The sequence below is a fragment of the Pontibacillus sp. ABV4_188 genome (assembly GCF_056311905.1).
On record NZ_CM149975.1, the window covers coordinates 2,944,714 to 2,957,450 of the forward strand.

General features: G+C 40.7%; 15 protein-coding genes and 2 other annotated features. Of the genes, 2 read left to right on the plus strand and 13 right to left on the minus strand.

Translation table 11 applies throughout. From position 1 onward, the window contains the following. Positions 1–276 precede the first annotated feature (276 nt). Positions 277–1,014, minus strand: coding sequence for a TrmH family RNA methyltransferase (locus ACYX4O_RS15165; RefSeq protein WP_476351878.1), 738 nt, complete (start codon positions 1,012–1,014; stop codon positions 277–279). A gap of 111 nt (positions 1,015–1,125) precedes the next feature. Between ACYX4O_RS15165 and sspI the strand changes: the two genes are divergently transcribed. Next, positions 1,126–1,344, plus strand: a complete 219-nt coding sequence (gene sspI / locus ACYX4O_RS15170) for a small acid-soluble spore protein SspI (RefSeq protein WP_036784506.1) — start codon at positions 1,126–1,128, stop codon at positions 1,342–1,344. Positions 1,345–1,377: 33 nt separating this feature from the next. Here sspI and ACYX4O_RS15175 read toward each other — a convergent pair whose 3' ends face one another. The 3 genes from ACYX4O_RS15175 to ACYX4O_RS15185 form a co-directional block, all read right to left on the minus strand. After that, positions 1,378–1,638 (minus strand): hypothetical protein, encoded by a 261-nt coding sequence (locus ACYX4O_RS15175; RefSeq protein ID WP_476351880.1) that lies wholly within the window; start codon positions 1,636–1,638, stop codon positions 1,378–1,380. A gap of 159 nt (positions 1,639–1,797) precedes the next feature. After that, positions 1,798–2,883 (minus strand): M42 family metallopeptidase, encoded by a 1,086-nt coding sequence (locus tag ACYX4O_RS15180; protein ID WP_476351882.1) that lies wholly within the window; start codon positions 2,881–2,883, stop codon positions 1,798–1,800. Positions 2,884–2,958: 75 nt separating this feature from the next. Further along, positions 2,959–3,450 carry a dUTP diphosphatase gene (locus ACYX4O_RS15185; protein ID WP_476351883.1) on the minus strand — a complete coding sequence of 164 codons (492 nt, stop codon included), beginning with the start codon at positions 3,448–3,450 and terminating at the stop codon, positions 2,959–2,961. A gap of 761 nt (positions 3,451–4,211) precedes the next feature. Here ACYX4O_RS15185 and ACYX4O_RS15190 point away from each other — a divergent pair. Then, the gene (locus ACYX4O_RS15190; RefSeq protein WP_476351885.1) at positions 4,212–4,607 is read left to right on the plus strand and encodes a sigma-w pathway protein ysdB; all 396 of its coding nucleotides are present in this window, start codon (positions 4,212–4,214) and stop codon (positions 4,605–4,607) included. Positions 4,608–4,658: 51 nt separating this feature from the next. On the opposite strand, the gene ACYX4O_RS15195 is transcribed toward ACYX4O_RS15190, so the two are convergent. The 9 genes from ACYX4O_RS15195 to dnaI form a co-directional block, all read right to left on the minus strand. Further along, positions 4,659–5,231, minus strand: coding sequence for a TVP38/TMEM64 family protein (locus ACYX4O_RS15195; protein ID WP_476351887.1), 573 nt, complete (start codon positions 5,229–5,231; stop codon positions 4,659–4,661). A 91-nt stretch (positions 5,232–5,322) separates the two neighbouring features. Then, entirely contained in the window at positions 5,323–5,592 is a 270-nt protein-coding gene (locus ACYX4O_RS15200) for a DUF1294 domain-containing protein (protein ID WP_476351889.1), read from the minus strand. Positions 5,593–5,691: 99 nt separating this feature from the next. Beyond that, positions 5,692–6,048 carry a 50S ribosomal protein L20 gene (gene rplT, locus ACYX4O_RS15205; RefSeq protein WP_476351891.1) on the minus strand — a complete coding sequence of 119 codons (357 nt, stop codon included), beginning with the start codon at positions 6,046–6,048 and terminating at the stop codon, positions 5,692–5,694. Between the two features lie 42 nt (positions 6,049–6,090). Further along, positions 6,091–6,288: a 50S ribosomal protein L35 gene (gene rpmI, locus ACYX4O_RS15210; RefSeq protein ID WP_036784483.1), complete on the minus strand. Its 198-nt coding sequence runs from the start codon at positions 6,286–6,288 to the stop codon at positions 6,091–6,093. Positions 6,289–6,326: 38 nt separating this feature from the next. Then, on the minus strand, positions 6,327–6,833 hold the full coding sequence (gene infC, locus ACYX4O_RS15215; RefSeq protein ID WP_036784481.1) for a translation initiation factor IF-3: 507 nt from the start codon (positions 6,831–6,833) through the stop codon (positions 6,327–6,329). A gap of 98 nt (positions 6,834–6,931) precedes the next feature. Next, positions 6,932–7,058 (minus strand) — a sequence feature (ribosomal protein L20 leader region). Positions 7,059–7,300: 242 nt separating this feature from the next. Then, a complete protein-coding gene (locus tag ACYX4O_RS15220) occupies positions 7,301–7,816 on the minus strand; it encodes a hypothetical protein (RefSeq protein ID WP_476351894.1) in 516 nt (171 codons plus the stop codon). A gap of 173 nt (positions 7,817–7,989) precedes the next feature. Then, complete coding sequence (thrS, locus tag ACYX4O_RS15225; RefSeq protein WP_476351896.1) at positions 7,990–9,927, minus strand: threonine--tRNA ligase; 1,938 nt, start codon at positions 9,925–9,927, stop codon at positions 7,990–7,992. Positions 9,928–10,024: 97 nt separating this feature from the next. Continuing rightward, positions 10,025–10,251, minus strand: a binding site (T-box leader). Between the two features lie 64 nt (positions 10,252–10,315). Next, on the minus strand, positions 10,316–11,164 hold the full coding sequence (gene ytxC, locus ACYX4O_RS15230) for a sporulation protein YtxC (protein WP_476351898.1): 849 nt from the start codon (positions 11,162–11,164) through the stop codon (positions 10,316–10,318). 622 nt (positions 11,165–11,786) lie between these two features. Beyond that, on the minus strand, positions 11,787–12,722 hold the full coding sequence (gene dnaI, locus ACYX4O_RS15235; protein ID WP_476351900.1) for a primosomal protein DnaI: 936 nt from the start codon (positions 12,720–12,722) through the stop codon (positions 11,787–11,789). Positions 12,723–12,737 lie beyond the last annotated feature (15 nt).

Consider the following 12,737-nt stretch of genomic DNA (forward strand, 5'->3'; position numbering starts at 1 on the left):
TTCGCGGTACCACCCTTGTTGACATTCCTCATGCAGGTAATGTCCACTTTATCATTGATAACGGATTCTTCATCCGGCACACTATTACTCATATTCTGAGGTCCCAGTGTCAGCTCAAGAGTGAAAATTCAATGATTGAACAATCTGGGAATGTTCACAGTCTAAGACATCCCCTCCCTGAAGATCATTTGGGTGGCAACCATTTACTGGCTCTTTCAACGCTATACTTTATTCAACTAATAGCTATTATAGAAAAGCTAAAAGCTCTTTGCAACCTTAGTTCCTTAAATAATACATTAAAATTCCGGCTGCAATACCAACATTCAAGGATTCAGCTTGCCCATAAATGGGGATCATAACCCTTTCATCAGCTTGATCTACAAAAGCTTCTTGCACACCAGCACCTTCATTGCCCACTATTAAAGCAACGGGCTTTGTGGGTTTACAGTCAGCATAATCTTTTGCTTGCTTTAATGAGGTAGCCCATACGGAAATCCCTTCTTCTTGTAATCGAGGGACCCACTCTGAAAGCTCGCCCTTAAAGAAAGGGATATGAAAGACAGACCCTTGAGTAGCTCGTAGAACCTTATCATTAAATGGGTCTACCGTTCCTTTACCACCAATAACCGCATCAAATCCAGCTGCATCTGCTGTTCGTATTAACGTACCCAGGTTACCAGGATCTTGTACGGCGTCTAATACTAATATTCGCTGAAAAGATTTCCACTCTGGATCATCCATTTGCACAACAGCCGCAATACCTTGAGGCTGCTCTGTCTCAGTGATCTCGTTAAATACTTGAGAAGCTACGTAGGTAAATTTATAATTCTGCCATTCGTTTTGAATTTCAATGTCTTCACGAATAATAAGTTCAAGGACATTCCACTGACTCTTTAACGCTTCGTCCACAAGGTGAAACCCTTCAACCAAAAACATTTTTTCTTGATCACGGGTTCTTTTGCGTTGTAACTTTTTCCATCGTTTGACCGATGGGTTTTGAATTGATTCAATCATATCTTGTTCATCCTTTTGTTCGCACTTGAATTCCTATCTTATCATACATATTTCTATTTCCCCGGGTCAAACTATAATTAGATCGTATCCTTAAGAAAAGAGGTGGAAGAGTTGAACCTTAACCTAAGAAACGCTATTTTAAATAATATCTCGGGTAACAACCAGGAACAAATTGAAGCAACCATTCAGGATGCTATTCAAAGTGGCGAAGAGAAAATGCTTCCAGGACTTGGTGTTCTCTTTGAACTTTACTGGGAAAATGCAAATGAGGAAGATAAGAAAGAAGTCCTCGAAACCCTTGAAAACCACGTACAAAATATGAACCAATAATGGAAAGAGGCTGCTCCGCGAGACAGCCTCTTTTTAATCTAAGTGACTTTTTATAAAACGTAACTCCCCTATAAGACACTGGACTTCTTCTGCTTCTAACATCATTGGCATCTGGTCATTAATTGTTATAGCTGTCGATTGTCCTTGATGCTGCTCTAAATAATTTAAGAGCTCTTCCACTTGATCTTCTGTTAAATTTGTACCCGTTTCGACGTTCTTAACAGCTTTAACATAAAATGAATCCAAATCATGAGCAAATTCTCCTTCAAAAATGTTCCCGTTAAACACACTCATATGTGACTCCCTACTTTCATGTTTTCATACTAGTAGCCTCCCACAGCCAACATGAACATATCCATTGAAGATCATTAAAAATACTAGCGATTACGTATAGAGAATAGTTGAACAAAAAACGTCTAAGAGGTAGTCCTCCTAGACGTTAAAAATAAAGCCTTAGTTAAATGTAATTTGTTTTACTGTCTCAGCGTCCATTCCTTTAATTACTTCTACGATTAATTTAACCGCGTTCTCAAAATCATCGCGATGGAGCATAGCCGCATGAGAGTGGATATAGCGAGTCGCTACGGTAATCGATAAAGCAGGCACACCATCTGCAGTAAGATGAATAGAGCCTGCATCAGTCCCTCCACCTGCAATCACATCGTATTGGTAAGGAATTTCGTTCTTCTCTGCTGTATCAATTACATGATCACGCAACCCCTTATGAGAGATCATAGAGGCATCATACAGAATAATCTGAGGACCTTCGCCCATCTTACTAGCTGCTTCTTTATCAGAAACCCCAGGTGTATCCCCTGCAATTCCAACATCGACCGCAAATCCGATATCAGGGTTGATGGCATTGGTGGACGTTTTCGCACCACGGAGTCCTACCTCTTCCTGAACCGTTCCTACACCATAAACAACGTTGGGATGTTCTTGTCCTTTTAATTGACGCAGAACTTCATTCGCAATGGCACAGCCAATGCGGTTATCCCATGCTTTTGCAAGCAGCATCTTTTCATTTGGCATTTGAGTGAACTCAAAGTATGGAACTACAGAATCACCAGGACGAACACCAAATTCTTGTGCTTCCTCTTTAGAAGATGCACCAATATCAATAAACATTTCTTTAATATCGATTGCCTTCTTACGTTGTTCAGCTGGCAGGATATGAGGTGGCTTCGAACCAATAACACCGGTGAGGTCGCCATTTCTAGTCATAATTGTGACACGCTGAGCCAACATAACCTGGCTCCACCAGCCACCTACTGTTTGGAAATAGAGGAAGCCGTTGTCATCTATGCGCGTAACCATAAATCCTACTTCGTCTAAGTGACCAGCAACCATAATTTTAGGTCCGTTTTCTTTACCTACTTTTTTAGCAATTAAGCTGCCTAAGTTATCCGTATATACTTCATCTGCATAAGGGGATATGTATTTCTTCATCACATCACGTGGTTCTCTTTCGTTACCCGGAACGCCTTTCGCGTCGGTTAAGTCTTTAAGCATTGTAAGGGTATCATCCCATTTAGCCATTATAATTCCTCCTCTTATGTACTCACGCTACTCATTATAACGCTTTTTTGAAAAATTCACAAAAATCACCAAGACTTAATACCCATCTTCCTGTCGTTGATGGTTCACTTCGTTCTTCTGGTAGTACGCGTCTTGGATAGATTGCTCAGAAAATCCTAGCTTTACTCCTAAGTCTATAAACATTTTAAAGAGCTGCTGGTAGTGCATTTCTGTTGGAGACTCTTGAAAAAGGTGAACTTCTCCAAATACTTTGTGAAACTGCTCTGTTAAACTATCCTCACCAGTCTCTTGTTGTTCTACTTGCCCCATATACCTATATTCTTTCTCAAGACCCAATGAGAGAATAAAGTGAAGCCCATCAACATACTCTTCAAGAATCACTTCATCTTCTTTAGACGGCTTTGTACTCCAGAACTTGAAACACCTAGTTTCATTTGCAAGCTCCCCTAATTCCACAAGAAGCGCCATTACTTTTTTTCTAAACAAATCCTCATTCTCCAACCCATGTTCCGTTTCAATACGTTGGTCTAATTGTTGCTGCATCGTAAACAGTGTTTCCCAATTCATGTTTTTGTAGCTCCTTTAAACTGTTTTGTTCGATTATAGCACGGGGATCACGTTTATTAAAAAAGATGTCTTTCAACAATAGGAGCATAATCTCGAATACCCGAAGCTTTACCACTTTATTGTCTTTGGAGCCGTTACGTTTATAAGTGCTAGGGCAGGCTTGGGGACAACTCGCTTTCCTGCGGGGAGCTGGGAAGCCTCCTCAATCGCTACGCGCTTTCCGGGGTCTCCCCTAGGCTCCTCATCCCGCGGGAGTCTCGCAGTCCCCCAGCCTGCCCTGACGTTAATTAGTTGAACGGATCCCTTATTATATTTGCTCTTGAGCCCTCTACTTCTTAATTATAGCGCGTTTCCGTTTCTCCCCATTTGGCAAAGGTGGGCCTGGAAATTGCGAGACTCCTGCGGGAGAGAGAGAGCTAGACGAGATCCCGCAGAGAGCAAAGCGAACGAGGAAGCTCGACAAAAAAGGAGAAGTTCGACTAAGATCGACACATCCTGTGACAACGTCGAACGACCCCACGTCGTGTGGGGCCGCGGAAAGCGAGTGATTTCCCTAACCACCTTACCCTCAATTTGAGCAAACGGAAGCATCCTCTCAGCTCCTAGCTCTCCATACTAAGTCTAAGTAAAACTGCTAAGTGGAATGATAGTTTCTATATATAAAATACCAGACTATTACACAAACCTATAAAAAAGTTGAAACGTTTTGCAAGTTGATACGTATGGAGGAGTAGATAGATACGGTAAGGGAGTCGATCAACATGATCATCATTTTGTTTAGATTTTTAATTTTACTTGCTGCTATCCTCCTGATCTACACAGCTTATAAATACATCATGAATCCAAAACGAAAATTAGAACTTGCCCAGGATAAAAAGCAGTTTTATTTTTTAGATGACCCTGACAATGTAAAGAAGAATTTCTTGCTCACTTATAAAGGAGTACTGTTTGAAGGAGAGAAATACTTAGGTACAACTGAGAACTCTTTTGATGTGGTTTCCATTTCTGTTTGGACAAGTCACCCCAATCATTTAAAGGGCTTTGAACGAAATGATCTTTATTTCGTCGAGAGAGAAATTCTGATTCATTATCCTCACGCTAGTGTGGAATGGAAGAACCCTGTAAATAAATTAGTGCTGAGCCAGCAAAATGACTAGTCTTACTAGGCCCAACCATAAAAGCCCGCTCGAAAATTCGAGCGGGCCTTTTTATGCACCTGCTTGGAAAAAGTCATCCCATTTGATTACGATTTCCTTTCGCCTTAATAAATAAATGAAGGTTAAAAGCATTAGTAAAAAGACTGCCATAACAAAGGGGGATAACCTCGAGATCCACTGTCCAACAGAGGTATACACGACTGCTAATGGGATATTTGAATAAAAGGACGTTTTCATATAATCTTTAAATCCCTGTGACATTTCAATAATGCATAGCGATATTAAATGAAAATGAATAAATGGCACTAATCGAAGTAATGCAATTTGAGAGGTGGAAAAGCTAGAGTGCTTCCCAAATAACTTATGCTTTAATTTCACAAGCTTTTGAAGCGTCTTTGGCATCCATTGGCTCATTTTATAAAATAATAAGCTAGATAAGGTCACACCAATTACACTATAAATAGAACCAGTAATGGCACCAAACAAAATCCCGCCAGAAATACAAATAAATGCAACAGGCAATAATAAAAGTGGACGTAGCAGGTGAAAACTTATGAAGAGTAGCGGTGCAAAAAAGCCACTGGCCTCCAAGACGGTCATAGCGACTGTCCCAAACTGATTCATGATGAACACACCCCTTCCGCCCAAGCGGTATAGTACATACTTATGACAGAAGACGAGCGGTTATGACAATAAGTCTATAACAGTGATGTCGCTAGTATCTCATCATTACGAACACTACTATAATGCAATGAGCAATCAACGTACAAGGTACCCCAATTACAAACGGAGTATGTTTCGTTTTGTGACGAAACCACTTCATACCTAAATAAGTGCCAAGCGAACCTCCTATAAGCGTTACAATCCATAGCTGTTTCTCAGAAATTCTCCACTCTTCTTTAACGGCTCTTGCTTTATCCTGTTGCATTTGAATCAACGCAACGACGTTCACAGCAACAAGATACCAAATAAGTATGACTCCCATCTATAGCTCCCCTCTTCCTTTCATAGTTTCTAACCACTATAGTTAAGTAAAAAAGCCATTTTCCTATACGGTAGGAAAATGGCTTTCGTCTGATTCTGCTTATTTAAGAGCGGCTTTAGCTTGTTCAGCTAGTGTAGCGAACCCTTTTTCGTCAGTAACAGCAAGATCAGCTAGCATTTTGCGGTTAACTTCAACGCCAGCTAATTTAAGTCCGTGCATTAGACGGCTGTAAGAAATGTCGTTCATACGTGCCGCAGCATTAATACGTGCGATCCATAGTTTACGGAAATCACGTTTTTTCTGACGACGGTCACGGTATGCATACTGACCTGATTTCATTACCTGTTGTTTTGCTGTTTTGAAAAGAGCATGTTTTGAACCATAATAACCTTTAGCAAGCTTTAAGACGCGCTTACGACGTTGGCGAGTGACTGTTCCACCTTTAACACGTGCCATAATAGTTCCCTCCTGTATTTCAACTTAATTAGTTAAATTCGATTATTTCTTAGGAAGCATAGCTTCGATACGTTTTAAGTCGCCACTAGATACTAGTGCGTCTTTACGTAGTTTACGCTTTTGCTTTTGAGATTTGTTAGCGAACAAGTGACTAGTGAATGCGTGAGAACGTTTAACTTTGCCACTACCTGTACGACGAAAGCGTTTCTGAGAACCTTTGTGAGTCTTCATTTTTGACATGAGTAATTCCTCCCTTTAGAAATATGTTAGAATCACGTTTATTGCTTCTCGTTTACTGGAGCGAGCATCATAAACATGTTACGACCTTCCATTTTCGGTTTTGTTTCAACCGTGGAAAGATCTTTACATTCTTCAGCCAAGCGATCAAGCACTTTTTGGCCTAATTCTTTGTGAGTGATTGCACGTCCGCGGAAACGAACAGCTGCTTTCACTTTATCACCCTTCGATAAGAACTTACGCGCATTGCGTAGCTTCGTATTGAAGTCATGTTCTTCGATACCAGGGCTAAGGCGAACTTCCTTCACGTTAATGACTTTTTGCTTCTTACGCGCTTCTTTATCTTTCTTCTGTTGCTCAAAGCGATATTTACCATAGTCCATGATACGACATACTGGCGGTTTCGCATTTGGAGCTACCATTACAAGATCAAGATTTGCATTAGCTGCAATATCTAAAGCCTCGTTTTTGGATTTAACGCCTAATTGGTCTCCGTTTGAATCAATGAGACGAACTTCGCGAGCACGAATCTTTTCATTGACGATCATATCTTTGCTAATAACCAGCCACCTCCAAGGTTTATTAAAAAGGTTTATATACGTCTGTTTATAGACAAGTGTATCTCAATCATGGTTGTAATTTCAGACAATCAAAAAAAGTGTCGGTACACATACTGCACCCACACGTTTCCCAATTACGTTTAGAAAATCATACCTGGTAACTACTCATCAGAGTGTCAATCAGGTGAGAAGCGGGTGCTTCTACTTGTCTCAGACAATATTAAGTTTACCTTATTGAGAATAGCACGTTTAAAAAACAATGTCAAACGTAAACCAATTTTTTTGGATGCACAACTTCTGTGCATGACTTTTTAAGGATATATGATATAGACCATATTTGCAACCTAAATTTTTAACTTACTCCTAGTAATCCGCGTCACACATACGTATCGATTCCAAGTAAAACCAAGCATCTCATAAAGATTAGATACATTCGCACCCTGTCTTTATTACCTCTACTTAGGCACACTTTGTCCATTCCCAAAGTAGGTGTACCCCCACTTTTTATTATCGCTTGTGGGACCATTGATATTGTAATCAAGGTCATGTAAGATACGATGAACAATTTTTAATTCTTTAGTACCTCGTTCGAAACGGGCTGCCTGCAAGTAATAAAGGGCGTTCTCAAGATCTTTCCTTATCAATTCATCTTCAGCATTATCAAGCAGAATCTCTAGCTGTTTGACCGTATCCTTAAGTTCATTAAAGTCTTGTTGATTAAGGCTTTCGTATTTCCCATGACCAAGGGCATCGTTAAACTTATAATGTACAGTTTCGATCATTTTCCCAATCCCATCAGAGTGTGTATCTCCTTCAACAGCATTTCCTACATCAGAACCACCTGCTGGCACCGACTCCCCCTCGTCCCCTGCTTCATGTGTACCTTTAGTAATAATCACTGCAAAAAGAATGCCGATTGTCAAAATGGAAGCCGTCATCACAGTTAAAGATACCTTAGTAACCTTAGACAACATACACCTCTCCCTTATCATTATTACTTGCTAAAAATTTATAACGGTATTCTCATTAGACCCATAATAACACAAAATATGGAACAAAATGTATTTAATAATGCTTTTCTTAAAAATGAAGCACAAGTAATAAAAAATCCCCCAAAGCTTTAAAGCTTTGGGGGGTAGAATATTTAATTCTTTCCACTTATTTCTTGTTTAATCTGAGCTACGAAGTCTTGAAGAGATTTAGTTTCAGAGTCTTTCTCTCCATAACGACGAATGTTCACACCGCTCGCTTCAATCTCATTATCCCCTACAACAAGTTGATAAGGGACTTTTTGCATTTGAGCTTCACGGATTTTATAACCAATTTTCTCATCGCGCTCGTCTACTTCAACACGCACGCCTGCATACTTCAGTTCATCTTCTACTTTCTTCGCATAATCTAAATGAACATCAGCAGACACAGGAATGATCTTCGCTTGAACAGGTGCTAACCATGTTGGGAATGCTCCTTTGTACTCTTCTATTAAGAAGGCAACGAAACGTTCCATAGTTGAAACGACACCACGGTGGATAACAACTGGACGATGGTGGGCCCCATCTTCACCAATGTACGTTAAGTCAAAACGTTCTGGTAAATGGAAGTCAAGCTGAACAGTTGAGAGCGTTTCGTCCTTACCAAGCGCTGTTTTCACTTGCACATCTAATTTCGGACCGTAGAAGGCCGCTTCCCCTTCTGCTTCTACATACTCTACCTCTAGGTCTTCCATCGTTTCCTTGAGAAGTGCTTGTGCTTTATCCCACATCTCGTCGTTATCTACATACTTCTCTTTATCCTCTTTATCACGGTACGACAAACGGAAGTAGTAATTTTCAAGACCAAAGTCTTTGTAAACTTCTTGAATCATACGAACAACCCGAATGAATTCTTCTTTCAGCTGATCCGGACGAGCGAAGATGTGAGCGTCATTCAGCGTCATAGCACGTACACGTTGAAGTCCAGCTAGTGCACCAGACATTTCATAACGATGCATGGTACCTAATTCCGCGATACGTACCGGTAAGTTGCGGTAACTGTGTAATTGATTTTTATACACCATCATATGGTGAGGACAGTTCATCGGGCGGAGAACTAAATCTTCATTGTCCATCTCCATTGTAGGGAACATGTCATCCTGATAATGATCCCAGTGCCCACTTGTTTTATATAAATCAACGGACCCAAGCACTGGCGTATACACATGGTCGTAGCCAAGACGTTCCTCTAAATCAACAATATAACGTTCGATTGTACGACGAATGGTAGCACCCTTTGGTAGCCATAAAGGAAGACCTTGCCCTACCTTTTGCGAAACTGTGAAGATATCTAGCTCTTTCCCTAGTTTACGATGATCACGCTCTTTAGCCTCTTCACGCATTTTTAGGTACTCTTCTAAATGATCTTTCTTCTCAAAAGCTGTACCATAGATGCGTTGAAGCATTTTATTATCGCTATCTCCACGCCAGTATGCACCCGACACGCTTAGCAGTTTGAAGACTTTAATCTTGTTTGTAGAAGGGACGTGAGGTCCACGGCAAAGATCAAAGAATTCCCCTTGCTTGTAAATCGTTACCGATTCACCTTCAGGGATGTCATCAATCAATTCAAGTTTCAACTCGTCACCAATTTCGCGATACATCTCTTTAGCTTCTTCACGAGAAACCTCTAGACGTTCAACCTCTAAGTTTTCACTCGTGATCTTTTGCATTTCTTTTTCGATCTTCTTCAGATCTTCAGGCGTGATAGACGTATCAAGATCCATATCGTAATAGAACCCATTTTCAATAACAGGGCCTACTCCTAGGTTAACTTCACCATAAATGCGTTTCACAGCCTGAGCCATTAGGTGTGCTGTTGAGTGACGAAGCACCTCTACACCTTCTTCATCTCGAATGGTTACAATTTCTATAGAACCATCACCAGGAATAGGACGGCGAAGGTCAATCAGTTGACCATTATGTTTCCCTGCCAACGCTTGCTTCTTTAAGCCTGAGCTAATGGAAGCAGCTACATCCTCTGTTGTAGTTCCTTGCTGGAACTCCTTAACCGCACCATCTGGAAATGTTAATTGAATAGCTTCCGACATGTGTATGTCACTCCTTTTATAATAAATCGCTCCGCCTTGTTATCTTAGTATGGATAAACAAAGCCAAAATAAAAAACGCCCATCCCTTGCATAATAGCGAAGGGACGAGCGTTATACCCGTGGTTCCACCCAAATTCCCACAGTCTTAACTGTGGCTTCATTAGCACATCCGTAACGAGGACGAATCGCTGTTCACTACTACAGAGTTCGCAAACAGAGTTCAGAGGTGGTAAACAAGTGTCGTACTTAGGAAGCTTCCAGCCTGTGACCTCCCTCTCTGCGTAAGCCGATGCAACTCATTCTTATCCTCATCATCACTGATATAAATTCAATTTAAACTTTATAGAAGTTAGTATAATGGGAATAAATGCGAAAAGCAAGCCCATTTTTAGAACGGAGACAATCTTTTAAATGGAAATTTAGTTAACGGAAGAAATTCGGCACGTTCTTGAAAGATATTCATCACGGTTAGCGTTTTAGGATCACTAGGATCATTTCCATAAATTTCAATCCGATCTGGAGCCAAAGCCATTATAGGAGTCAAATCTAACTCGTCTGTCCCAAGTCCAAATAAATATAAAGGATGATCCGCTGTCAATTTCTTAATTTCATCAGACGTATAACGACGCCCTTTATGAGAATAAAAGATAAAAGGTTGGCTTTGCACAATAGATAACCTCTCTACTTTAGAAGGGTTAGCTTGCAGGTATTCCCTTAGATGTTGAATATATGTCTGATAGTCCTGCTCTCTTTTATATTCATCTATTGCTTCTCCAACGACCTCAATCAACTCATCATAAAAGCGCTGAAAGCGAAATGTGATAATCGAATCAAATGCAAACCCCTCGCCTTTCTCAAGCGCCTCTTTAAACACATGTCTCAATCGCTCTAATTGTTGACTGTGGCGATAAGAAGAAGGGTGATCTTCACCCCAATGATCTGGCTCGTCCCTAAAAGAACAACACAATTCATATATGTGAGCTACTTCATCATCGTCACTGAAGTAGTAGCAATTCCGTATGATGTCTATTAACCAGGATCGCTCTCTATGTATGACATAGACATGGATTAGCCCTCGTACGACCCGTTCCTCTTTCTCCTTATTTTCGTTAACAAGAACAACATGCCCCCATTTCTTGTGATAATGCCACTGCACGCTCACTTCATCTTTCTGCGCAAATAGAAAATCACAAAATGATAAGGCTTCTTCTTTATTAGAAAAATAGATCTCGACCAACGTCTTCCCTCCCTCCACGAATGCTACAAGAAACTGTTACAGTATATGGGAAGAAAACGTGAAAAATGATTATTCTCCGTAAAAAACTTTAGTAAACTCCTTTTTTCACAACTATTAGGCACGGAGTTATTAAAGATAAAATCAAGGTTTTTGAAAAAGGCGTTAAGCCTTTGTAAAAAAGATGACTTGTCTTGCTAGTTCCTCTAAGCCTGAACTAGATCAAGCTCTTCTGCCTACGGGAGTTTTCAGGCCCACCTTTACCATATAAGAGTGAACGAAAACATGCCATATATGGTGACATCTGAATTTCTAGTGCGAACTGCGGGGCCGTTCATCTCTTTAAAGCCAGGGCTTGCTCGGGGACTGCGAGACTCCCGCGGGAAAAGGAGCCTAGGGAAGCCCCCGCAGAGAGCGTAGCGAATGAGGAGGCTTCCCAGCTCCCCGCAGGAAAGCGAGTTGTCCCCGAGCAAGCCCAAGCACTCATAAACGCAGGCGGCCCCCTTCCAGCTGTAATAGCTCAACTTTGAGTCTTCCGTATAAGGGGGCTTGTCCGGAAAATAAATAAGCAGCTCTGCCAGAGGGACATCCCTCTGGCAGAGCTGCTAACGGTTCACTTATTGTTTTAGCTACGTCGGTTCTGTCCAATGACTTCTACCGGGTTACTCACTTGTTTAATACGTTCAATAATTCTCCCAGCTTTCAATTGCTCAACATCTCCACGGTTGTTCGTCATAAGATGCTTTTCCAATTCCTCTAAATTGTAATTAGAAGTAAAGAAAACAGGTAAACGTTCCATCATACGATACTGTAGAATTGAGCCTAATATTTCATCACGGAACCAAGACGACATGGACTCAGCTCCAATATCATCAAGCATCAAAACCGGTACCGTTTTGAACTTTTCAACTTTCTCTTTCAACGTGTTATCCCCTAATGAAGACTTCATTTCACGAACTAATTCAGGCATGTAAATGAGGTAAGAGGCAATTCGTTTATTCGCTAATTTATTGGCAATAGCTCCTAAAAGGTGTGTTTTTCCCACACCAAATGGTCCATGGAAATAAAGACCTTTATTCCCTTTTTCGGTTTCGGCATTTTCTGTGTAGTTCATTGCTTGACGGATCGCTTCGTAACGATCATCTGGATCCAAGTCCTTAAACTTAGCTTCAACAATGTCTTTTGGCATGTACAAACTGTTAATAAATGAACGCTTTTCTTCCTGGTGTTGAGATTGTCTTTTTCGGGGACACATCTCATACGTCAGCCTAATCTCTTTCCCCTGAACATGAAGATTCGGAGAGTAACCTGAGACCAAATTCTGACAATTTTCCAGAGAAGGGCATCCTTCACAGCGCTTAGATTGAGATTGATACTCATATAATTTCATTAAATGGCGTTCTACATCATGACGAGAGAGGTTTGTGTGCTCCTGCAAAATTTGTTGAATATCAGGATCTTTCAAGATTGCCTCACGCATACTTTGATAATGCTCTTGAAAGTTCTTGCTTTCCCTCATCCATTTCTTCAAAGCTGTTTGGATCGGTTCCATTTCACTCATCCTTAAATCAAATTA